The 22500-nt window shown below is 72.6% G+C and carries 17 protein-coding genes; 7 read left to right on the top strand and 10 right to left on the bottom strand.

The annotated features are described in order from the left end of the window. Positions 1–4 precede the first annotated feature (4 nt). Together IMZ35_RS02690 and IMZ35_RS02685 are read right to left on the bottom strand one after the other, a co-directional pair. On the bottom strand, positions 5–1393 hold the full coding sequence (locus IMZ35_RS02690; protein ID WP_199439226.1) for a neutral zinc metallopeptidase: 1389 nt from the start codon (positions 1391–1393) through the stop codon (positions 5–7). 68 nt (positions 1394–1461) lie between these two features. After that, positions 1462–2577: a carboxylesterase family protein gene (locus IMZ35_RS02685; RefSeq protein ID WP_199439225.1), complete on the bottom strand. Its 1116-nt coding sequence runs from the start codon at positions 2575–2577 to the stop codon at positions 1462–1464. An 82-nt stretch (positions 2578–2659) separates the two neighbouring features. Here IMZ35_RS02685 and IMZ35_RS02680 point away from each other — a divergent pair, with 82 nt between their 5' ends. Further along, positions 2660–3250, top strand: coding sequence for a TetR/AcrR family transcriptional regulator (locus IMZ35_RS02680; RefSeq protein ID WP_199439224.1), 591 nt, complete (start codon positions 2660–2662; stop codon positions 3248–3250). A gap of 40 nt (positions 3251–3290) precedes the next feature. Here the strand turns inward: IMZ35_RS02680 and glgB are convergent, their stop codons facing one another. From glgB to IMZ35_RS02660, 4 genes are all read right to left on the bottom strand, one after another. Further along, complete coding sequence (gene glgB / locus IMZ35_RS02675) at positions 3291–5477, bottom strand: 1,4-alpha-glucan branching protein GlgB (RefSeq protein WP_199439223.1); 2187 nt, start codon at positions 5475–5477, stop codon at positions 3291–3293. Between the two features lie 3 nt (positions 5478–5480). Beyond that, positions 5481–6863, bottom strand: a complete 1383-nt coding sequence (locus IMZ35_RS02670; RefSeq protein ID WP_199439222.1) for a maltokinase N-terminal cap-like domain-containing protein — start codon at positions 6861–6863, stop codon at positions 5481–5483. Positions 6864–6868: 5 nt separating this feature from the next. Continuing rightward, positions 6869–8674: a maltose alpha-D-glucosyltransferase gene (gene treS, locus IMZ35_RS02665; RefSeq protein ID WP_199439221.1), complete on the bottom strand. Its 1806-nt coding sequence runs from the start codon at positions 8672–8674 to the stop codon at positions 6869–6871. A gap of 103 nt (positions 8675–8777) precedes the next feature. Beyond that, positions 8778–10757: a maltotransferase domain-containing protein gene (locus IMZ35_RS02660; RefSeq protein ID WP_199439220.1), complete on the bottom strand. Its 1980-nt coding sequence runs from the start codon at positions 10755–10757 to the stop codon at positions 8778–8780. 407 nt (positions 10758–11164) lie between these two features. Between IMZ35_RS02660 and glgP the strand changes: the two genes are divergently transcribed. Next, a complete protein-coding gene (glgP, locus tag IMZ35_RS02655) occupies positions 11165–13738 on the top strand; it encodes an alpha-glucan family phosphorylase (protein WP_199439219.1) in 2574 nt (857 codons plus the stop codon). 53 nt (positions 13739–13791) lie between these two features. Here glgP and IMZ35_RS02650 read toward each other — a convergent pair whose 3' ends face one another. The 3 genes from IMZ35_RS02650 to glgX form a co-directional block, all read right to left on the bottom strand. Continuing rightward, positions 13792–14187, bottom strand: coding sequence for a rhodanese-like domain-containing protein (locus IMZ35_RS02650; RefSeq protein WP_199439218.1), 396 nt, complete (start codon positions 14185–14187; stop codon positions 13792–13794). Continuing rightward, positions 14184–14762 (bottom strand): cysteine dioxygenase, encoded by a 579-nt coding sequence (locus IMZ35_RS02645; protein WP_199439217.1) that lies wholly within the window; start codon positions 14760–14762, stop codon positions 14184–14186. The genes IMZ35_RS02650 and IMZ35_RS02645 overlap by 4 nt, the downstream gene beginning before the upstream one ends. Positions 14763–15061: 299 nt before the next feature. Then, on the bottom strand, positions 15062–17182 hold the full coding sequence (gene glgX / locus IMZ35_RS02640) for a glycogen debranching protein GlgX (protein WP_199439216.1): 2121 nt from the start codon (positions 17180–17182) through the stop codon (positions 15062–15064). A gap of 169 nt (positions 17183–17351) precedes the next feature. Between glgX and IMZ35_RS02635 the strand changes: the two genes are divergently transcribed. Genes IMZ35_RS02635 through IMZ35_RS02615 form a run of 5 tightly spaced genes read left to right on the top strand, consistent with a single transcriptional unit; the run spans position 17352 to position 21499 of the window. After that, positions 17352–18122: an ABC transporter ATP-binding protein gene (locus IMZ35_RS02635; RefSeq protein ID WP_199439615.1), complete on the top strand. Its 771-nt coding sequence runs from the start codon at positions 17352–17354 to the stop codon at positions 18120–18122. Positions 18123–18181: 59 nt separating this feature from the next. Continuing rightward, positions 18182–18961: an enoyl-CoA hydratase/isomerase family protein gene (locus IMZ35_RS02630; RefSeq protein ID WP_199439215.1), complete on the top strand. Its 780-nt coding sequence runs from the start codon at positions 18182–18184 to the stop codon at positions 18959–18961. Positions 18962–19010: 49 nt separating this feature from the next. Then, positions 19011–19919, top strand: coding sequence for a class I SAM-dependent methyltransferase (locus IMZ35_RS02625; RefSeq protein WP_199439614.1), 909 nt, complete (start codon positions 19011–19013; stop codon positions 19917–19919). Positions 19920–19921: 2 nt separating this feature from the next. Continuing rightward, on the top strand, positions 19922–21097 hold the full coding sequence (locus IMZ35_RS02620) for a THUMP-like domain-containing protein (protein ID WP_199439214.1): 1176 nt from the start codon (positions 19922–19924) through the stop codon (positions 21095–21097). 45 nt (positions 21098–21142) lie between these two features. Beyond that, positions 21143–21499: an antibiotic biosynthesis monooxygenase family protein gene (locus IMZ35_RS02615; protein WP_307867683.1), complete on the top strand. Its 357-nt coding sequence runs from the start codon at positions 21143–21145 to the stop codon at positions 21497–21499. A gap of 15 nt (positions 21500–21514) precedes the next feature. Here the strand turns inward: IMZ35_RS02615 and IMZ35_RS02610 are convergent, their stop codons facing one another. Continuing rightward, complete coding sequence (locus IMZ35_RS02610; protein ID WP_199439213.1) at positions 21515–22471, bottom strand: nucleoside hydrolase; 957 nt, start codon at positions 22469–22471, stop codon at positions 21515–21517. Positions 22472–22500 lie beyond the last annotated feature (29 nt).

Raw genomic sequence — 22500 nt, 5'->3', positions numbered from 1 at the left:
TCGGTCACTCCCGGCCACAGGATTCGAGCCCTTCGAACACGCCGGCGCGGAACACCGCGACCCGCTCGAAGCCCCGCTCCAGCGACGTCTCGCCCGCCGCGTCGCGAGCCGCGTAGTCGTGGTTCAGCAGCACCTGCACGGCCTCGTCCAGGTCGCCGGGGGACAGGCCGAACCCCTGCGACGTGCGGGTGAACACCTCGGAGGTGTAGGCGCCGGCCAGGCACAGCGCCTCCTGGCCCGCGTCCTCGCCCTCGACCGGCTCGCCCAGCGCCGACAGCGCGGCCAGGCCGTAGCGGCTCGCCAGCAGCGTGCCGGTCGCGTAGTCGCCCAGCTCCTCGTGCAGCTCCGGCAGCTCCTCCGCGACGTCCACCTCGATCTCCGCGCCGTCCGGGCACCACGCCACCGGCCCCTGGTCGCCCGAGCAGTCGGGCTCCTGGCGCGTCGGGGTGGACGTGGGCTGCTGCCACGTCCTGCCGCGCTGCCCCACCAGGTTCGCGAAGTAGGTGTTCAGGTCGGGGGTGATCTCGTTCAGCATGTCGTCGAAGGGCAGGTTGCCGCCCCGTGCCCGGTCGTCGCTGCTGGTGAAGCTGCGCTGGGTGAAGACCCGGTTGTCGACCGACATCTCCGAGCAGAACCGCGCCTCCCGCTCGTAGCCGTCCTGGAACGCCGACACCCGGTCGAACGCGCTGCCGTGCGCCTGGGTGTCGGCGGGCGAGGTGCCCACCGGGTCGCGGAAGGTGATCAGCGCGCCCAGCGCCGAGTCCAGCGCGTCGGCGCCGATCTCCAGGTGCTCGGACCGGCCCTCGTCCACCCAGCGGACGAACGCGCCCGCGTAGCAGTCGGCCATCGCCTCGGTGAGGATCGTGGGGTACTGCTCCGGCCGCTGCTGCTCCACCTCGGGCGTGATGCCGGTGCGGCGCTGCACGGCGTGGCCCATCTCGTGCGCCAGCACGACCACCACGGCCGCGTCGCCGAAGCGGTCCCTCAGCACCGGCAGCAGCGCCGTCCGGTCCCACGCGATGGCGTCGGCGGTCGGGCAGTAGAACGCGTTGCCCTCCACGTCGGACGCCTTCTCCACGCAGGGCGGCGGCTTCGCGCTCTCGTCGGAGGTGTCGACGGAGTAGTAGCCGCCCCTCAGCGGTTCCCACGGCTCGCCGAACGTCGACGGGAACTCCTGCGCCCAGAACGCCTCCACGTCCTGCACGGCGGTCGCCGCGAGCTGGTCCACCTCACCGCCGTCGCTGCCGTTGACGGCTCCGGTGTCCGCGCCCTCGGTGCGGACCACCGAACCGGCCACGGGTCGTCCCGCGACGGCCCGGGTGCACCCGGCCGCCAGCACGGCGACCACGACGAGCAGGACTGTCCTCACGAGGCGTCGCGGCACGTGCTGCATCGCTCCATCATGCCGGGTTCGGAGATCGGACGGCTGGTTTCGGACCGGAGGGCGAGAAGGGGGAGAGGTCAGCGGACGTCGAGCTCCACGCGGTCCGTCTTGTCGAACACCAGGACCCGCCGGGACGTCTCCGAGTACACCGGCCACGTCTCCAGCGGCGCGCGCCTGCGGGTGAACGACAGCCAGTGCGCCCGCATCCGGTCCGCCAGGTCCTGCCGGAGACCGAACATGCGCAGCAGGGGCGACCGGAAGTCGTAGTGGTAGCTGTAGGTGGCGGCGTGCCGCGAGTGGGCCCGCGCCAGCGCCGCGCTCTGCCGGTGGCAGGCCGCGTCGGAGCCGATGATCAGCGGCACGGGGTTCGCGGTGCCGTCGCGACAGGCGTCCACGGGATGACGGGGCAGGACGTCGCCGTCCACCACGGGCGCGAACGGGCCGACCGCCGTCGACACCTCGGCCAGGCGCTCCGCGCTCACCTCGGGCAGCACCTCCGCGGCGTCGCCAGGGGACACGTCGAGGGCGCGCAGGAACTCCCGCGCCTGCTCGGCCGCCGTGTCGGAGTCGGGGGTGGGCGTCACCGACGCGCTCTGCACGACCGCTCCGGTGAACAGGCCGCGCGCGGACGGCGCGGCCAGCAGGGTCGTCACGGCGTCCGCGCCGGTGGAGACCCCGAACACCGTCACGTTGTCCGGGTCGCCGCCGAAGGTCGCGATGTTGCGCTGCACCCACCGCAGGGCCGCCACCTGGTCGCGCACGCCCACGTTGCTCTGGAACGGCCGTTCGGGCGTGGAGAAGCGCGACAGGTCCAGGAACCCCAGCGGACCGGAGCGGGAGCTGACGGACACGTGGACGATCCCGCCGGGGTGGACCAGGTCGGCGCCGGCGCCGTCGAGCGACACGACGACCGGGCGCTGGTCGGCGTCCTGGTCGGCCGGGGTCACCACGTCCACGGTCAGGCAGTCGTCGGCGTCGCGGTCGCGCGCGTCGAGCACCCCGGTCCACGGCCTGCGGTTCACCGGGGCGCGGAACCGCAGCGGTCCCACCGGTGGTTCCGCGTACGGCACGCCCCGCCAGGTGATCACGTCCCCGTCGCGCGTGCCGCGCACGAGACCGCCGGCCGTGACGACGCACACCTTCTCCGCGACGACCTCCCCGGTGAGCTGCTCCTCCACCCCTCGCGCCCTCACACGACGACCTTCGACCAGTCGTTGACACGTGTCAAGTACTGGCCGTCTGTAAAGTCGGCCCACCGAGCGAGGGGTGGGGGTCGTGACGGAGCTGGACCCGCGGGTGCGGAGATCGAGAGCGGCGGTGCTGAACGCGGCCGTGCGGCTCGTGGACGAGCGGGGGCTGGACCAGATCTCCTTCACGGACATCGCGAAGGAGGCGCAGCTCAGCCGGCAGGCCGTCTACCTGCACTACACGGACCGCGACGCGATCCTGACCGAGGCCGCGGTGACGCGCCTGAGCGGCGTCCTCGCCCTCACGTCGGACCCGTTCCCCAGCTTCGGCCAGGACGAGGTGCCGCCGGGGCTGGTGCGGCTCGCCGAGCACCTGCGCGAGCACGACGTCTTCTACCGCAGGCTGTTCACCGGCAGCCCGGCGCTCACGCTGGTCGGGCAGATGTACCGCGCCTTCGCGGGCTACGCCGAGCACATGATGCAGAGCACGCCCCACCCCGAGGGGCGCACCAGGCCGCCGGTGCGCGACCTCGCGGACTTCATGTCCGGCGGCGGTGTCGTCTACATGATCAGCTGGGTCGTGCGGGACGCGGCGGAGGCGTGCTCGCCGCGGGAGATGGCCGAGCGGCTGTGGACGCTCGTGCAGTGGGCCGTGGACCCACCGGCCCAGCACGACTGACCGCCCGGTGGGCGGGCCGGAGCCCGCCCACCGGAGCCCGTCAGACCTCGGGGGCCAGCCAGAGGACGCCGTTGGGCGGTAGTTGCAGCACCGCCGAGCCGGGCAGGCCGTGCCACGGGTGGTTCTCCGCCTCGATCACGCCCATGTTGCCCACGCCGGAACCGCCGTAGACGGCGGCGTCGGTGTTGACGACCTCGCGCCACCGGCCCGCCGACGGCAGACCCACCCGGTAGTCGTGGTGCGGGCTGCCGGAGAAGTTCGCGACGCACGCGAGCTGCGAGCCGTCCTCGCCGATGCGCAGGAAGCTCAGCACGTTGCCGCCCGAGTCGTTCGCGTCGATCCACCGGAAGCCCTCGGGCCTGCTGTCCGCGCTGTAGAGCGCGGGGGCGTTCTTGTAGACCCGGTTCAGATCGCTCAGCAGGGTCAGCACACCGCGGTGCAGCGGCTGGTCCAGCAGGTGCCAGTCCAGCGACCGCGACTCCGACCACTCCTGCTCCTGGCCGAACTCACCGCCCATGAACAGCAGCTGCTTGCCGGGGTGGGCCCACATGAACGCCAGCAGCGTGCGCAGCCCGGCGGCCTTGTTCCAGTCGTCGCCCGGCATCCGCTGCCACAGCGAGCCCTTGCCGTGCACGACCTCGTCGTGCGACAGCGGCAGCACGAAGTTCTCGCTCCACGCGTAGACCAGCGAGAAGGTCATCTCGTTGTGGTGGAAGGAGCGGTGCACGGGCTCGCGGCTCAGGTAGTGCAGCGTGTCGTGCATCCAGCCCATGTTCCACTTGAACCCGAAGCCCAGCCCGCCCAGGTGCGTCGGGCGGCTCACGCCCGGCCACGCCGTCGACTCCTCGGCGATCATCACGACGCCGGGGTGGCGCTTGTAGACGGTCGCGTTCAGCTCCTGGAGGAACCGCACGGCGTCCAGGTTCTCCCGGCCGCCGTACTGGTTCGGCAGCCACTGGCCCTCCTCGCGGGAGTAGTCCAGGTACAGCATCGACGCCACCGCGTCCACGCGCAGCCCGTCGAGGTGGAACTCCTCGATCCAGAACAGCGCGTTGGCCACGAGGAAGTTGCGCACCTCGTTGCGACCGAAGTCGAACACCAGCGTGCCCCAGTCGGGCTGCTCGCCGCGGCGGGGGTCGGCGTGCTCGTACAGCGGCGTGCCGTCGAAGCGGGCCAGCGCCCAGCTGTCGCGCGGGAAGTGCGCCGGCACCCAGTCCACGATCACGCCGATGCCGCGCTGGTGCAGCCGGTCGACGAAGTACCGGAAGTCGTCCGGGGTGCCGAAGCGCGACGTCGGCGCGTAGTAGGAGGTGACCTGGTAGCCCCACGACCCGCCGAACGGGTGCTCGGAGACCGGCAGCAGCTCCACGTGCGTGAAGCCCGTCTCCTCCACGTAGTCGGCGAGCTGCTCGGCCAGCTCCCGGTAGTCGAGGCCGGGTCGCCACGAACCGAGGTGCACCTCGTAGACGCTCATCGGCGCGTTCGTCCAGTTCGTGGCCTCGCGCCTGGCCTCCCACTCCGCGTCGTCCCAGACGTGCTCCGACCGCGTCACGACCGACGCCGTCGCCGGGGGGTGCTCCGTGGCGAACGCCATCGGGTCGGCCTTCTCGTGCCACGCGCCGTCCGAGCCGAGGATGCGGAACTTGTAGTGCGTGCCCACCCGCACGTCCGGCAGGAACACCTCCCACACGCCCGACGAGCCCAGCGACCGCATGGGGTTCGCGCGCCCGTCCCACCCGTCGAAGTCGCCGATCACCCGCACACCGCGCGCGGTGGGCGCCCACACGGCGAACGACACGCCGTCCACGGTGCCGCCGGGGGTGTCGAAGCTGCGCGGGTGCGCGCCCAGGACGTCCCACAGCCGCTCGTGGCGGCCCTCGCCGATCAGGTGCAGGTCCAGCTCGCCCACGGTCGGCAGCCACCGGTACGCGTCGTCGGTGGTCACCACGTGACCGTCGTAGTCGACCTCCAGCCGGTAGTCGCCGGGGTGCTCCGGCAGCACGCCCGCGAACAGCCCGTCCACGACGCGCTTCAACTCGCAGCGCAGATCGCCCGCCACCACCGTCACGGAGCTGGCGCCCGGCCGCAGCGCCCTCGCGACCACGCCGTCGCCGACGTGGTGCACGCCGAGGACGGAGTGCGGGTCGTGGTGGGACCCCGCCAGCAGCCGGTCGACGTCCTGCGGCGACGGCGCCGCGTCGGGAACCTCGGCTGGGACAGCGTTCACGGGTTACTCGCCTCCTGTGGTGATCCTGGCGATGGACGACAGCGGGACCGCCGCCCACTCCGGCCGGTTCGCGTGCTCGTAGGCGACCTCGTAGACCGCCTTGTCCAGCTCGAAGGCCCGCAGCAGCTCGCCGTGTCCGCGAGGGTCGCCGATCGAGTCGGCCGCGGCCTCCGCGTAGCCCTCGCAGAACGCGGCGCGGTTGCGCTGCGCCCACTCCAGGGCCCGCTCGGCGAGCTTCGCGTCCTCCGGGTGCCCGATGAGCATCTGGTGCGCCGCGTAGTCGAAGGACCGGAGCATCCCGGCCACGTCGCGCAGCGGCGAGCGCAGCGCGGCGCGCTCGGCCGCCGGCGCGGCGGGCTCGCCCTCGAAGTCGATCAGCAGCCAGCCGCTGACGGTCCGCAGCACCTGTCCGAGGTGCAGGTCGCCGTGGACGTGCTGCATGAACACCGGCGCGGTCGAGTCGTGGATCTGCTCGAAGGCCCGGCGCAGCGCCGGAGCGTGCTCCGCCAGCTCCGGCACGTCCCGCGCGACGGTGTCGAGCCGCGTCAGCATGGCGCTGACGGTGCGGTCGAACTCCGCGGTGTCCGCCTCCTGCTGGCCGAGGGCGCGCTGGAGGTCGGCGTGGACGTGCGCCACGGCCTGCCCGAGGCGCCGCGCCTCGCCCGCGAAGTCGCCGCCCAGCTCCTCGGGCCGCAGCTCGGGATCGGCCATGAGGTCGCGCACGCTCGTCGTGGCCATCGCCCAGCCGTCCACGGCGTCGGACATGAACTGCTGGAGCAGCCCGATCGTCACCGGCTCGCCGTTCAGCTCGCCGGTGATGGAGCCCAGCGGCTGCGCGATGTGCTCGCAGCCCACCTCCCGCAGCGCCCGGTGCAGCACCAGGTCCGGGTTGGGGCCGGTGCTGAGCTTGCGGAACAGCTTCAGGATGTACTGGCTGCCGTAGACCAGCGACGTGTTGCTCTGCTCGGAGGTGATCGGGCGGGCGCGCAGCCCCTCGGTCAGCTCGACGCCGGGCTCGTGCTCGAAGCTCAGCGAGCCGACCCGCTCGCCGCGCGCCATCAGGTCCAGCAGGTGCCCGGTCAGGTCGGGGTCGTGGGTCGCCTCGTAGCAGGCCTTGCCTCCGCCGGTGCCGATCCAGCTCGCGCCGGCCTGCTCGGGGAGGTGGCCGCCGCTGCCGATGAGCAGCTGGTAGGGCTCGCGCCGGTCGCCCTGCTCGACCTCGACGATCGCGTGCAGCAGCGCGGGATCACCGTCGCACAGCTCTGTCGTGCTCAGGGCGCGCACCGCGGTGACGGGACGGTCCTTGCCCGCGAACCACCGCTGCGACGGCAGCCACTCGGGCAGTTCGGCGACCAGTTCGCCGACCAGCTCGTGGGGATCGGTCACGGAACTCACCTCGTTTCGTCGTCGCCCGGCTCGACCAGCTGGAACCAGTAGAAGCCGTGGCCCGGCAGCGTCAGCAGGTACGACAGCTCACCGATCTCGGGAAAGCGCACGCCACCGGTGAGTTCCACCGGCGTGCTCCCGCGGTGCTCGGACAGGTCCAGCTCCACCGGCTGCGGGAAGCGGGACAGGTTGTTCACGCACAGCACGACGTCCTGCTGGCCGTTCGGCCGGATCCAGCGGCGCTTGTAGGCCAGCACGCTGGGGTTGGAGCCGCCCAGCTCGATGAACTCGCCCTCGGCGAAGGCGTGGTGCTGCTTGCGGACCTCGATCATGTGCCGGGTCCAGTTCAGCAGCGACGAGGCGTTGTTGAGCTGCGCCTCGACGTTGATCGCCTGGTAGCCGTAGATCGGGTCCATGATCACCGGCAGGTAGATGCGGCCCGGGTCGCAGCCGGAGAACCCGGCGTTGCGGTCGGGCGTCCACTGCATCGGGGTGCGCACGGCGTCGCGGTCGCCGAGCCAGATGTTGTCGCCCATGCCGATCTCGTCGCCGTAGTACAGGACGGGGGAGCCGGGCAGCGACAGCAGCATCGCGGTGAACAGCTCCTGCTGGTTGCGATCGTTCTCCAGCAGGGGCGCCAGTCGTCGGCGGATGCCGATGTTGGCCTTCATCCGCGGGTCCTTGGCGTACTCCGCGTACATGTAGTCGCGCTCTTCGTCGCTGACCATCTCCAGGGTCAGCTCGTCGTGGTTGCGCAGGAAGATGCCCCACTGGGCGCCGTCGGGGATCTTCGGGGTCTGGGCGAGGATCTCGGAGATGGGGAAGCGCGACTCGCGGCGCACCGCCATGAAGATGCGCGGCATCAGCGGGAAGTGGAACGCCATGTGGCACTCGTCGCCGCCCTCGGCGGGGTCGCCGAAGTACTCCACCACGTCGGAGGGCCACTGGTTCGCCTCGGCCAGCAGGACCCGGCCGGGGTACTCGTCGTCGATGACCTTGCGGCAGCGCTTCAGGAACTCGTGGGTCCGCGGCAGGTTCTCGCAGTTGGTGCCCTCCTGCTCGAACAGGTAGGGCACCGCGTCGAGCCGGAAGCCGTCGATGCCGAGGTCCAGCCAGAACCGCAGCGTGTCGAGCATCGCCTCCTGGACGTCCGGGTTCTCGAAGTTCAGGTCCGGCTGGTGGGAGAAGAAGCGGTGCCAGTAGAACTGCCCGCGCACCGGGTCGTAGGTCCAGTTCGACGTCTCGGTGTCGACGAAGATGATCCGCGCGTCGGGGTAGCCGGAGTCGTCGTCGCTCCACACGTAGTAGTTGCCGTACGGGCCGTCGGGCTCGGTGCGGGACTGCTGGAACCACGGGTGGGCGTCGGAGGTGTGGTTGAGCACCAGGTCGGTGATCACGCGGATGCCGCGGCGGTGCGCCTCGTCGAGCAGGTAGACGAAGTCCTCGACCGAGCCGAACTCCGGCAGCACGGCGCGGAAGTCGCTGATGTCGTAGCCGCCGTCGCGCAGCGGAGAGGCGTAGAACGGCGGCAGCCAGAGGCAGTCGACGCCCAGCCACTCCAGGTAGTCCAGTCTGCTGGCCAGACCGCGCAGGTCGCCGGTGCCGTCGCCGTTGGAGTCGCTGAACGCGCGGACCAGCACCTCGTAGAACACGGCGCCCTTGAACCACTCGGGGTTGCTCGGGGCCTGCTGGGCGGAGCGGAAGTCCTCCGCCTGCGGTTCGACCAGCATGCCGTCCGCGGTGATCGACTCACCTGTGTGCGGCACGCCGTCCAGGCCGAGGGCTGCGTCGGGTCGGGGATCTTCGTCCATGAGCTCCACCTCGTCCCACCTCATCGGGGGTACGTTCGATCGTCCCCTGCGCGCCTCGTGGCGCGCGGGGCCTGTCCTGCAGCGGGTGACCGACTCGCGCCGACTAGCTGCTCAGCCTGCGCTGCACGCCCACGACGTGCGCGACCGCGCGGAGCGGGTCCAGACGCACGTAGTTGGCCTGGCCCCAGTCCCAGGTCTCACCGGTGACCTCGTCGTGCGCGATCAGCCGCTCGTGCCACTCGAAGCCGAGCGCGGGCAGATCGAGCCAGACGGTTCCCTCCTGGGAGTTCTGCGGATCGAGGGTCACGACGACCACGACCGTGTCGCCGGTCGCCGGGTCCTGCTTGGAGTAGGCGAGCAGCGCGTCGTTGTCCACGTGGTGGAAGCGCAGCGTCCGCATCTGCTGGAGCGCGGGGTGCGCGCGGCGTGCGGCGTTGAGCTTCGTGAGCCACGGCTCCAGCGATCTGCCCTCGGCCAGCGCGGCCTCGAAGTCGCGCGGGCGCAGCTCGTACTTCTCGGAGTTCAGGTACTCCTCGCTGCCCTCGCGGACGGCCTCGTGCTCGAACAGCTCGTACCCGGAGTACACGCCCCAGGTCGGCGCGAGCGTCGCCGCGAGCGCGGCGCGCAGGGCGAACATGCCGGGGCCGCCCCGCTGGAGCGACTCGTGCAGGATGTCGGGGGTGTTGACGAACAGGTTCGGCCTGCCCTCGTCCCAGTGCTCGACCAGGTCGACGCCGAACTCGGTCAACTCCTCCTTGCTCGTGCGCCAGGTGAAGTAGGTGTAGCTCTGGGTGAAGCCCAGCTTCGCCAGGCCCCACAGCCGCGCGGGCCGGGTGAACGCCTCGGCCAGGAACAGCACGTCGGGGTGCGCGTCCTTGACCGTCTTGATCAGCCAGGCCCAGAAGTCCGGTGGCTTGGTGTGCGGGTTGTCCACCCGGAAGATCCGCACCCCGTGCTCGACCCAGTGCGTCACGACGCGCAGCACCTCGGTGTAGATGCCCTGCGGATCGTTGTCGAAGTTGATCGGGTAGATGTCCTGGTACTTCTTCGGCGGGTTCTCCGCGTAGGCGATCGACCCGTCGGGGCGCGTGGTGAAGAACTCGGGGTGCTTGAGGACCCACGGGTGGTCCGGCGCGGCCTGGAGCGCGAGGTCGAGCGCGACCTCCATGCCCAGTTCCTCCGCGCGCGCCACGAACGCGTCGAAGTCCTCCAGGGTGCCCAGCTCCGGGTGGATCGCGTCGTGCCCGCCCTCGTCGGCGCCGATGGCCCACGGCGAGCCGACGTCGTGCTCCTCGGCGACGAGGGAGTTGTTGGGGCCCTTGCGGTTCACCCGGCCGATGGGGTGGATCGGCGGCAGGTAGACGACGTCGAAGCCCATCCGCGCCACGCGGTCCAGCGCCTGCGCGGACGTGGTGAACGTGCCGTGCACCGGGCGGCCGGTCTCGTCCACGCCGCCCGTGGAGCGGGGGAAGAACTCGTACCAGGAGCCGAAGGCGGCGCGGGTGCGGTCGACCCACAGCTTCAGCGGCCGGCCCTTGGTGACCAGTTCGCGCACCGGGTGCTCGTGCATGATCCGCTGCACCTCGGTGGACAGCGCGGGGGCGACGCGCTCGGCCACCGAGCGGCCGAGGTCGCGCAGGGCGGCGCCGGCGCCGGCCAGCAGCACCCGGTCGCGCCTCCGGTCGGGCCGCCGCGACACCCGGTCCAGCAGCAGCGCGCCGGACTCCAGGTCGTTGGCGAGCTCACCGGCACCCTGACCAGCGGCGATCTTCACCTCGACGGTGTGCAGCCAAGTGGCCCACGGGTCGCTCCAGGCGTCGACGCGGTAGGTCCAGGCGCCCTCGGTGTCCGGGACGATCACGGCGGCGAAGTGGTCGAGGCCGTCGCCCTGCTCCACCATCCTGGTCTGCCGGGCGACCCGGTCGCCGGGGCCGCGCCAGGACACCGTCGCCGAGACCACGTCGTGCCCCTCCCGCCACACGGTGGCGGTCACCGGAACGTGTTCGCCGACCACCGCCTTCGCGGGGTGGAGCCCGCAGCTCACCGCCGGGGTCACGTCGTCGATGCCGAGCCGACCGGTCATGGGCAGCGCCCCTCTCGCCCTTGTGTAGCGCGGCACAGCCGCGGCCCCTCTCAGTCTGCCCGGTTCGATCACGGCGCCTGCCACCGGGACTCTCCGACGAGGCTTACCCGTACCGGGGCGTTCGCACACTTCCGAGTGTCAACTGTCTGCCCAGTGGGACGCGGTGTCCAGAGTGGTCACCGAGAGGTAACCGAGGTGTCGCCCGTGTGTCGCCGGACTGCGCGCTCCGAGTGGTTCTGAACAACCTTCGCCTCCGCTCCGCGCACGATGGTCTCGTTCGGGTGGACTTGTCCGGAAACGCCCGTTCCGGACGAGTCGTTCCGCCGTTCTGGACAGTTCGACGGCGTCGCGACCGCCGGGCCGGAGATCCTGTTGATCGACGCGGCCGGGGGATAGGGTCCACCGCCATGCGAGCACTTCGCCGGTTCACCGTCCGAGCCAGCCTGCCGGAGCCCCTGGCCTCCCTCGGCGTGCTCGCCACCAACCTGCGCTGGACGTGGCACCCGCCCACGCAGGACCTGTTCGCGTCGGTCGACCCGACCGTGTGGAACGACACTGGTGGCGATCCGCTCCGGCTGCTCTCCGAGGTCGCCCCCGAGCGACTGGAGCTCCTGGCCTCCGACGAGCAGTTCCTCACCCGCTGTCGCGCGCTGGCCGACGACCTGGAGCGCTACACCACCGGTCCCCGGTGGTACCAGCGACGCCAGGAGGAGACGTCCCAGCGCCGCGACCACGGTTCGCCCGGTCCCGTCTTCCCGCGGTCGATCGCCTACTTCTCGATGGAGTTCGGCGTCACCGAGGCGCTGCCCAACTACTCGGGCGGCCTGGGAGTCCTGGCGGGCGACCACCTCAAGGCCGCCTCCGACTCGGGCGTGCCGCTGATCGCCGTCGGCCTCCTGTACCACTCCGGCTACTTCCGCCAGTCGCTGTCGCTGGACGGCTGGCAGATCGAGCACTACCCCGTCCTCGACCCGCGCGGCCTGCCGCTGGAGCTGCTCACCGAGCCGTCCGGGGCGCCGCTGCTCGTGCACGTCGCCATGCCGGGCGACCGCGTGCTGCGGGCCAAGATCTGGAAGGCGCGGGTCGGCCGCATCCCGCTGCTGCTGCTCGACTCCGACGTCGAGGAGAACGACGAGGACCTGCGCGGGGTCACCGACCGCCTCTACGGCGGCGACCAGGACCACCGCATCCGCCAGGAGATCCTCGCGGGAGTCGGCGGGGTGCGGGCCGTGCGCACCTACTGCGAGCTGACCGGCACCCCCCAGCCCGAGGTGTTCCACACCAACGAGGGTCACGCGGGGTTCCTCGGCCTGGAGCGCATCCGCGAGCTGGTGACCTCCGAGGGCCTGGACTTCGACCAGGCGCTCGCCGCGGTCCGCGCGGGCACCGTGTTCACCACCCACACGCCCGTCCCGGCCGGCATCGACCGCTTCCCGGTGGACCTGGTCCAGCACTACTTCGGCTCGGAGACGCTGCTGCCCGGCGTCAGCACCCAGCGGGTGCTCGCGCTCGGCGCGGAGGACAACCCCGGCCTGTTCAACATGGCCCACATGGGCCTGCGGCTCGCGCAGCGGGCCAACGGCGTGTCCAAGCTGCACGGCGAGGTCAGCCGCGAGATGTTCCGCGGCCTGTGGCCCGGTTTCGACGTCACCGAGGTCCCCATCCGCTCGGTCACCAACGGCGTGCACGGGCCGACCTGGGCGGCCACGGAGATGTCGCGGCTGCTCGGCGACTCCGACGGCGATCCGGGCTCGGGCCCGCTCGGCTTCGAGCCGGTCACCGACCAGGGCCTGTGGGACCTGCGCTGCACCCTGCGCGGACGCCTCGTCGACGAGGTGCGCCGCCGGGTCCGCGCGTCGTGGTTGCAGCGCGGTGCGTCGGCGCTGGAGCTGGGCTGGACCGACTCGGTGTTCGACCCCGACGTGCTGACCGTCGGCTTCGCCCGCCGCGTGCCGACCTACAAGCGGCTCACGCTGATGCTGCGCGACCCGGAGCGGCTGCGCGCCCTGCTGCTGCACCCCGAGCGGCCCGTCCAGCTCGTCGTGGCGGGCAAGTCGCACCCGGCCGACGACGGCGGCAAGGCGCTGATCCAGCAGATCGTGCGCTACGCCGACGACGCGGGCGTGCGGCACCGGATCGTGTTCCTGCCCGACTACGACATGTCGATGGCCCGCTACCTGTACTGGGGCTGCGACGTGTGGCTGAACAACCCCATGCGGCCGCTGGAGGCGTGCGGCACGTCGGGCATGAAGTCGGCGCTCAACGGCGGCCTCAACCTGTCGATCCGCGACGGCTGGTGGGACGAGCTGTACGACGGCAGCAACGGCTGGGCCATCCCCACCGCCGACGGCGTCACCGACCCGCACCGCCGCGACGACCTGGAGGCCACGGCCCTCTACGAGCTGCTGGGACAGCAGGTGGCCCCGCTGTTCTACGACCGCGACGCCGACGGCGTGCCCGCGCGGTGGATGTCGATGGTGCGGCACACGCTCGCCTCGCTCGGCCCGGCCGTGCAGGCCTCGCGGATGGTCCGCGAGTACGTGGAGAGCCTCTACGCGCCAGCCGCCGCGTCCGCGGAGTCGGTCGTGCGCGACGGGTTCCGCGGCGCCAAGGAGGTCGCGGACTACCGGCACCGGCTGCGGGCGAGCTGGACGCGCGTGCGCGTCCTGGAGTCCGACCTGGACCTGACGGCGACGTCCACGCCGCTGCTGGGCGCACCCGCACGGGTGCGCGCCCTGGTGGAGCTGGCGGGTCTGGAGCCGTCGGAGGTCGACGTGCAGGTGGTGTTCGGCCGCGTGGGCGACTCCGACGAGCTGTACGACCTCGTGCCCCGGACGATGCGCTACGCGGGCAACGGCAACTACGAGGTCGAGGTGCCGCTGCCGCACGCGGGGGCGCTCGGCTACACGGTGCGCGTGCTGCCGCGGCACGACCTGCTGGCCTCCAGGGCCGAGCTGGGCCGCGTGGTGCTCGCCGGCTGAGCGGCCGGCTGAGCGACCGGGTGGCCGTCCGCGGGTCCGGACGGCCACCCGGCTCAGGTGACGGCGGGGGTGCCGCCCTCGCGCACCGGAAGACCCTCCCGCGCCCACGCGCGGAAGCCGCCGACGAGGTCGCTGGCGTGGCGCAGCCCCAGGCGGCGCAGGTCCCGCGCCGCGAGGCTCGACGAGTAGCCCTCGTTGCACAGCACGACCACGCGGGTGTCCTCGGTCACGCCCGGCAGCCGGTGGTCGCTGCCCGGCGCGAGCCGCCACTCCAGGACGATCCGCTCCACCGGCACCGAGCCGGGGATCTCGCCCTCGGCGACCCGGTCGTGCAGCGGACGGATGTCGACGATCAGCGCGCCCTCGCGGCGCAGCCGGTCGGCCTCCCGCGGATCGACGCGCTCGATCTCCGCGCGCGCCTGCTCCAGGAAGTCGTCGATCTCGCTCACGGACCCTCCAGATCGGCCAGTCGCCTCAGCGTCGCCAGCGGCAGTCGCCGGGCGGACAGTCGCGGGATCACCGGGGGGATGTCGGCCAGGCTCGCGTACTCGCGCGTGGGCACGAGCGGCGGCGAGTAGGCGTGCACGGTGGCGGCACCGGCCGAACTCACGTTCCGCAGCAGGTGAGCGCGGCCCGAGCCGAAGCCCAGCGCGGTTCCCGCGGTCCGGGTGGCCGTCCGGATCGGACCGCCGGGGTAGCGGTGCTCCTCGTGCAGTTCACCGGTCAGCACGGTGAACGAGCCCGCCGCGCCGCCGTGGTCGTGCGGCTCGGTGCCCTGGCCGGGCAGCCACGACAGCAGCCACAGCTCCACGCCGGTGGTGAGGCCGAGGCGCGTCCACCAGCGCTGCTCGGGCACGTACCGCAGCACGCCCGCCAGCGCGGCGGCGGACTCGCTCGCGACGGTGGAGGTCAGCTCGCGCAGCTGGTCCGGGGTCCACAGCTCGCGGCCGGGGCGGATCAGGTCGCGGAGGCGGGGGGAGTCGACGGCCGGGTGGACGTCGGAGTCGGAGATCGTCGAGGTCACGTGTCTGCTCCTGCTGGCTGCGGGGTGCGGGGTGCGTGGGCAGCGGAGTGACGCGACGCGGGGAGAAGCACCTCTCGGGTGTCGTCGCCGAGGGGCAGCGGTGTGCGGGACGTGCGTCCCGCTACCGGCCGCGCCGCGTCGGGCGACATGCGCACGAGGCGACCAGGAGCAGGTCGACCGTGCGGTCGCGCCAGGCGAGCAGCGAGAGGTGCACGCCGCTCAGCGTGGCACGCGCCGCACGGGGTCCGCATCTCGTCCCACGACTCGGAACGGGACGCGGGCCCCGTGCGGCGGCGCGGTCAGCGCGGCGCCTTCAGCAGGAGCAGGGAGCGCGGGGCGAGCGTCAGCGACGTCCCCGCCACCAGCGGACCCGGCAGCGCGGGCGTGCCGTCGGCCGTGGTGGTGTCCAGCATCGGCTCGAACGTCGCGCCGTACTCAGGACCGGGCAGCACGACCTCCGTGGGCCGGCCGTCCGCGTGCAGCAGGAGCAGCCACGAGTGGTCGCTGATCAGCTCGCCGTCGCGCGTGCGGGACTGGCTGTTCGACCCGTCGATCCACATGCCCAGCGTGCGGCGGCCCTCGTCGAACCAGTCGGTCTCCGCCATCTCCTCCCCGTCCGGGCGGAACCAGATCAGGTCGGGATCGCCGCTGGGCGTGGTGCGGCCGTCGAAGAACTCCGGCTGCCGCAGCGCCGGGCTGTTCGCCCGCAGGTGCACGGCGCGGCGCGCGAAGGCCAGCATGGACTCCGCGTCCGCCGACGACGCCCAGTTGACCCACGCCGTCTCGTCGTCGAGGCAGTAGGCGTTGTTGTTGCCGTTCTGGGTGCGCCAGATCTCGTCGCCCGCCGTCAGCATCGGCGTGCCGGTGGACAGCAGCAGCGTCGCGAGCAGGTTGCGGGCCTGCCGGGCGCGCAGCGTCAGCACCTCGGTGTCGGTCGTGTCGCCCTCGACACCGTGGTTCCACGACCGGTTGTCGTTCGTGCCGTCGCGGTTGTCCTCGCCGTTGGCCTCGTTGTGCTTGTCGTTGTAGGACACCATGTCCCGCAGCGTGAAGCCGTCGTGCGCGGTGATGAAGTTGATCGACTGCCACGGGCGGCGCAGGTCGTCGGCGTAGAGGTCCGAGGAGCCGGACAGCCGGTAGGCCAGGTCGCGCACCCCGGTCTGACCGCGCCAGAAGTCGCGCACGGTGTCGCGGTAGCGGCCGTTCCACTCGGCCCACTGCGCGCCGAAGTCGCCCACCCGGTAGCCGTCGCCGGTGGCGTCCCACGGCTCCGCGATCAGCTTGCAGCGCGCCAGCACCGGATCGGTGGTGATCGCCGTCAGCATCGCGGAGTTCCGGTCGAAGAACCCGCCGCCGGGGCGTCCCAGCGTGCTGGCGAGGTCGAAGCGGAAGCCGTCGACGCCCAGCTCGGTCGTCCAGTAGCGCAGCGAGTCCGTCACCAGCCGCACGACCGTCGGCGACCCGGCCTCCAGGGTGTTGCCGCAGCCGGTGATGTCGACGGTGCTGCCGCCCGCGGCGTGCAGGTAGTAGCTCGGGGCGTCGAACCCGCGGAAGCTCAGGGTCGGGCCCTCCGGCCCGCCCTCGCAGGTGTGGTTGAACACCACGTCGAGGATCACCTCGATGTTCGCCGCGTGCAGCGCGGCCACCATCGTGCGGAACTCCTCGATCTCCCGCCCCGGCTCGCTCGCGTAGGCCGCGTGCGGCGCGAAGTAGCCCAGCGGGGAGTAGCCCCAGTAGTTGTGCCGGCCGGCCCGCACCAGGGACGGCTCGTCGGCGAACGCGTGCACCGGCAGCAGCTCCACGCTGGTCACGCCGAGCCGCACGAGGTGCTCGATCGCCGCGGGGTGCGCGATGCCGAGGTAGGTGCCGCGCAGGTGCGGGGGCACCTCCGGGTGGAGCCGGGTGAACCCCTTGACGTGCAGCTCGTAGATCACCGCCTCCTCGAACGGCACCTCCGGCTTGATGCCGGTGTCGGGCCCGCCGGGCGAGCTGACGACGGACAGCGGGACGCTGCCCAGGGAGTCCACCACCGACGCCGGGCCGTGCATCGGGTCGCCGACGTAGCCGAGAGCGGCGTCGAGGTCGGTCAGGCTGCCGGTGATCCTCGTCGCGTAGGGGTCCACGAGGAGCTTGTTCGGGTTGCAGCGCAGGCCGCGGGACGGGTCGTAGGGGCCGTGCACGCGGTAGCCGTAGCGCTGGCCGGGAGTCGCTCCCGGTACCAGGCCGTGCCACACGCCGAAGGTGCGCTCGGTCAGCTCGATGCGGCGTTCTGCGCCGTCTTCGCCGATCAGGCACACCTCGACGGCGTCGGCCACGGCCGAGGTGACGGCGAATCTGACGCCACCGGCCTCGGGGTGTGCGCCGAGCGGGAAGGGTCGGCCGGCGAGTACGAGGGTGTCGGACGCTGGTCGGGTGGCCATGCCCCGATCCTTGCAGGGATCACCGGCCGCCGGGCGCGACGGCACCCCGGCGGAGGCGTCGCCGGGACCCGTCGGAAAGAATGGCCCGGTGAGCGACCACGGGGCGAGGCAGGGCGCGGTGAGGACAGCCGATGAGACCGACGTCGATGTGACCGATCTGGTCGTGCACATGGCGGGCGTGTCCGTCCGGCGGGGCAAGAACACGCTGGTCAGCGGTGTGGACTGGAGCGTCGAGCTGGACGAGCGCTGGGTGGTGCTCGGCCCGAACGGCGCCGGGAAGACCACGCTGCTGCGGCTCGCGAGCGCCGAACTGCACCCGAGCGGGGGAATCGTCCACCTGCTCGGCGAGCGGATCGGCCGCACCGACACCTCCGAGCTGAAGTTGCGCATCGGCCTGTGCTCCGCGGCCCTCAACGGGCGCGTCCCCGCCGACGAGAAGGTCGTCGACGTCGTGGTGAGCGCCGGGTACGGCGTGCTGGGCCGCTGGCGGGAGACCTACGACTCGCTCGACACCGGGCGTGCCGTGGAGCTGCTCGGCACCCTGGGCATCTCGCACCTGTCCGACCGCACCTACGGCACGCTGTCCGAGGGCGAGCGCAAGCGCACCCTCATCGCCCGCGCGCTGATGACCGACCCCGAAGTGCTGCTGCTCGACGAACCGGCCGCCGGGCTCGACCTGGGTGGCCGCGAGGACCTCGTCGCGCGCCTGTCGGAGCTCGCGCTCGACCCGGACGCCCCGGCGATGGTGCTGGTCACGCACCACGTGGAGGAGATCCCGCCCGGTTTCACCCACGTGCTGATGCTGCGCGAGGGCGGCGTCGTGGCGCAGGGCCTGCTCGACGACGTGCTCACCGAGGAGAACCTGTCCCGCACGTTCGCGCAGCCGCTGGAACTCCAGCGGGCCGGTGACCGCTACTTCGCCAGGCGTCGGTCCGGGTGAGCCCGCTACCAGGCGGTAACGTGCCGTCGAGGTAGCCCCCGTGCGGTCGAGGAGGACCTGTGGCTGAGTTCGTCAGGCTGGAAGTGGACGGTGGTGTCGGGACCATCCGGTTGGACCGTCCCCCGATGAACGCGCTCGACAAGCAGGTCCAGGAGGAGATCCGGCGGGCCGCGGTCGAGGCCGCCGAGCGCCCCGACGTGCGCGCCGTGATCGTCTTCGGCGGCGAGAAGGTCTTCGCCGCCGGCGCCGACGTCAAGGAGTTCGCCCGGATGTCGCACGCGGAGATGACCGCGCGCGCCGCCGGGCTGTCGTCGTCGATCAGCGCCGTCGCCGAGATCCCCAAGCCCGTCGTCGCGGCGATCACCGGCTACGCCCTGGGCGGCGGCTTCGAGCTCGCGCTCGCCGCCGACCGGCGCATCGCCGGCGACAACGCCAAGGTCGGCCAGCCCGAGATCCTGCTGGGCATCATCCCCGGCGCGGGCGGCACCCAGCGCCTGGCGCGGCTGATCGGCCAGAGCCGGGCCAAGGACCTGATCTACACCGGCCGCTTCGTCGGCGCCGAGGAGGCGCTGGCGCTGGGCATGGTCGACGAGGTCGTCGCGCCCGACGACGTCCTCGCCGCCGCGCGCCGGTGGGCCGGGCAGTTCGTGAACGGGCCCGCGCTGGCGCTGGCCGCGGCGAAGGCCGCGATCGACGGCGGCCTCGACAACGACCTCGCCAGCGGGCTGAAGCTGGAGAGCCACCTGTTCGCCGCGCTGTTCGCCACCGAGGACAGGGCGATCGGCATGTCCTCGTTCATCGAGAACGGTCCCGGAAAGGCCCGGTTCAGTGGCAAGTGATCCCGTGGTGGACGACCCGCAGCCCAACCCGCACGCCACCGAGGCCGAGATGGAGGCCGCCTGGCGCGACCCGAAGCTCGCCAACGTGCTGTACCACGACTGGGAGGCCGGGACCTACGACGAGAAGTGGTCCATCTCCTACGACGAGCGCTGCACCACCTACGCGCGCGACCGGTTCCGCGCCGCCGCCGGTGACACCGGCCCCTACGCGCACGCGCTGGAGCTGGGCAGCGGCACCGGGTTCTTCCTGCTCAACCTGATGCAGGCCAGCGTGGTCGAGAAGGGCTCGGTCACCGACCTGTCGCCCGGCATGGTGCAGGTGGCGCTGCGCAACGCGGAGAACCTGGGCCTGCCGGTGGACGGCCGGGTGGCCGACGCCGAGACGATCCCCTACGACGACGACACGTTCGACCTGGTCGTCGGGCACGCCGTGCTGCACCACATCCCCGACGTGGCCACGGCGATGCGCGAGGTGCTGCGCGTCCTGAAGCCGGGCGGGAAGTTCGTGTTCGCGGGCGACCCCACGAACATCGGCAACACCTACGCCCGCAAGCTCGGCCAGCTCACCTGGTGGCTCACCACCACCGTGACGAGGGTGCCGGCGCTGAACTCGTGGCGGCGTCCCCAGGAGGAGCTGGACGAGTCCTCCCGCGCCGCGGCGCTGGAGGCCGTGGTCGACCTGCACACCTTCGACCCCGGCGACCTGGAGCGCACCGCGCGCGGGGCGGGCGCGGTCGAGGTGCGGGCCGTCACCGAGGAGCTGTCGGCGGCGCTGTTCGGCTGGCCCGTGCGGACGTTCGAGGCCGCGGTGCCGCGCGAGAAGCTGGGCTTCGGCTGGGCGATGTTCGCCTACCGCTCCTGGCAGCGGCTGTCCTGGGTGGACGAGAACGTCCTGGCGAAGGTGCTGCCCCGCGAACTCTTCTACAACGTGTCGGTGACCGGCCGCAAGCCGCTGTAGAGGTGGGCTACTCCTTCACGCTCGACGACGTGGCGCACCTGGCGTCGGACGCCGGGCGCGCCGCTCTCGCCGAGGTCGCGCGCCTGCCGCTGACGCCGGCCACGCACCTCGCCGACGTCGCGGCGGCCCGGCGCGTCGCCGGTGACCGCGCCGCCGCCGTGCTGGAGACGGTGCTGCTGCGGCGGCGCGCGGAGTCCAAGCTGGACGGCTCGGCGGAGTGGCTGTTCACCGACGACGCGCTCCAGCAGGCCACCGCCACCCCCGTCGCACGGCACCGGGCCCGGCGGCTGGCCGGGCGTGCCGTGCACGACGTCACCTGCTCCATCGGCGCCGACCTCGCGGTGCTGGCCGGGGTGGCCTCGCCGGTCGTCGGCTCCGACCTCGACCCGGTGCGCCTGGCGATGGCCCGGCACAACGCCCGGATCGCGGGGGTGGACCCGCTGCTGGTGCGCGCCGACGCGCTGCGGCCCGTGTCCCGCGCCGGGACCGTCGTGGCCGACCCGGCGCGGCGCGACTCCGGCGGGCGGCGCACCTGGCGGCCCTCGGACTTCGCGCCCCCGCTGGACGAGCTGGCCGCGGCGCACGCGCACGTCGACCTCGCCGTGAAGTGCGCGCCCGGCATCGACTTCGCGGTCGCGCCGTGGGCTGACGAGGTCGAGCTGGTGTCGCTGGACGGCCAGGTGCGCGAGGCGTGCCTGTGGACCCGCGGTCTGGCCACGCCCGGCGTGACGCGCCGCGCGACCGTGCTGCGGCACGACCGCCCCGACCAGACGATCACCGACGCCGAACCGGACGACTGCCCGGTGGCCCCGCCCGGCGGGTGGATCGTGGACCCGGACGGCGCGGTGGTGCGCGCTGGCCTGGTCAGGCACTACGCCGCGCGGCACGGCCTGTGGCAGCTCGACGAGCGGATCGCCCACCTCAGCGGCGACACCCCGCCGCCCGGCGTGCGGGCGTTCCGGGTGGTCGAGCACGGCCCGTACACCGAGAAGGCGCTGCGCGCCCGGCTGCGCGCGCACGACGTGGGCCGCCTGGAGATCCTCGTGCGCGGCCTGGACGTGGACCCGAACACGCTGCGCCGCAGGCTGAAACTCGCCGGGTCGCAGGAGGCCACCGTCGTGCTGACCCGGATCGGGTCGCGTCCCGTCGCCCTGCTGTGCCGGGCCGAGCGGACCTAGGGAAGACGCTGGACCGCCGGGGCCGCTCCGTCCTACGGTGGCGCCGTGAGCGATTACCCCGCAACGCCCGTGGAGGCGTGCGAACCTCCGTACTACGCGGTCGTCTTCACCTCGGTGCGGACCGGGGAGCAGGACGGCTACGGCGAGACCAGCGCGCGCCTGGAGGAACTGGTGAAGGACGTCCCCGGGTTCCTGGGGATGGACCACGCGCAGACCCCCGGCGGGCTGAGCATCACCGTCGGCTACTTCCGCGACGCCGAGGCCCTCGCGCGGTGGCGGAGCGACGCCGAGCACCGCGCGGCGCAGCGGCGCGGGCGGGACGAGTGGTACCAGAGCTACACGCTGCACGTGGCGAAGGTGGAGCGGAGCCACGGGTTCGTGCGGAGCCGGACAGCGGACTGATCGTCCCGCCGGGGGTCAGAGGGTCTTCAGCCGCTCCAGCACGAAGGAGCGCAGGCCGTCGAGGTCGGTGTCCACGGCGAAGTCCACCGCCCGGTCCTGGTCGACGCCGAACTCCTCGCTGACCGAGCGGGGCCGCCGGTCCGGGACCACCGCGCCCCGGCCGGGACCGAACGTGCAGTCGACGTCGAGCGGGTAGCGGGCCGGGGTGAGCACGCCCGGCCGCACGGCCTCGGCCACGGCCACGGCGTCGTGCATCACCAGGCCGTCGAAGCCCAGCGACCGCTGGTAGTAGGCCCGGTAGGTCGGCGTGAGCCCGACGAGGGTGCGCCCGACGGGGCCGGACGCCGCCAGCTCGCCCAGCCAGGTGGTGTCGACGGCGCAGCGCATCGTGAGGTCCAGCGGCACCAGCACCGTGGGCAGGTCCTCCTCGACCAGCACGCGCCGCGCCGCCTCGGGGTCGCTGGCGATGTTGAACTCCGCCGAGGGGGTGGCGTTGCCGCCCGCGATGCCGCCGCCCATGACCACCAGCCGGGCGATCCGGCTCCGCAGGCGGGGGTGGGCCGCGAGCAGCAGCGCCACGTTGGTCAGCGGGCCGACCGCGACGATCGTCACCGGGGCCGGCGCGGCCGTCAGCAGGTCGACGAGCAGCGTCACGGCGTCCCGGCCGTCGACGTCGCGGCCCGGCGGGGGCAGCGTGTCCGCCTGCCCGGACAGGCCGTCGGAGCCGTGCGCGTGCGCCGGCCACTGCAACGGGTGCACCAGCGGCCGGTCGGCCCCGGCGGCCACCGGCACGTCGTCGCGCCCGAACAGCGAGAGCAGGCGCAGGGCGTTGTCCGTGGTCCGCGCCAGCGGGACGTTCCCGAAGACCGTCGTCACGCCGATCAGGTCCACCTCGGGGCTCGCGGCGGCGAGGGCGAGTGCGAAGGCGTCGTCCACGCCGGGGTCCGTGTCGACGATCAGCGGAGTGCTCACGTGGCCCCATCTTGCCGCACCGGCGCGGC

Source organism: Umezawaea beigongshangensis (genome assembly GCF_016464305.1).
In the GTDB taxonomy this organism is placed as follows: domain Bacteria; phylum Actinomycetota; class Actinomycetes; order Mycobacteriales; family Pseudonocardiaceae; genus Umezawaea_A; species Umezawaea_A beigongshangensis.
This window is presented reverse-complemented; position numbering and strand designations above follow the sequence as displayed.

Bases quoted from the DNA above. Each gene is read 5' to 3' on its own strand.
- IMZ35_RS02690 (WP_199439226.1), bottom strand. From the start codon at position 1,393: ATGCAGCACGTGCCGCGACGCCTCGTGAGGACAGTCCTGCTCGTCGTG.
- treS (WP_199439221.1), bottom strand. From the start codon at position 8,674: ATGGACGAAGATCCCCGACCCGACGCAGCCCTCGGCCTGGACGGCGTG.
- IMZ35_RS02660 (WP_199439220.1), bottom strand. From the start codon at position 10,757: ATGACCGGTCGGCTCGGCATCGACGACGTGACCCCGGCGGTGAGCTGC.
- glgP (WP_199439219.1), top strand. From the start codon at position 11,165: ATGCGAGCACTTCGCCGGTTCACCGTCCGAGCCAGCCTGCCGGAGCCC.
- glgX (WP_199439216.1), bottom strand. From the start codon at position 17,182: ATGGCCACCCGACCAGCGTCCGACACCCTCGTACTCGCCGGCCGACCC.
- IMZ35_RS02635 (WP_199439615.1), top strand. From the start codon at position 17,352: ATGGCGGGCGTGTCCGTCCGGCGGGGCAAGAACACGCTGGTCAGCGGT.
- IMZ35_RS02625 (WP_199439614.1), top strand. From the start codon at position 19,011: ATGGAGGCCGCCTGGCGCGACCCGAAGCTCGCCAACGTGCTGTACCAC.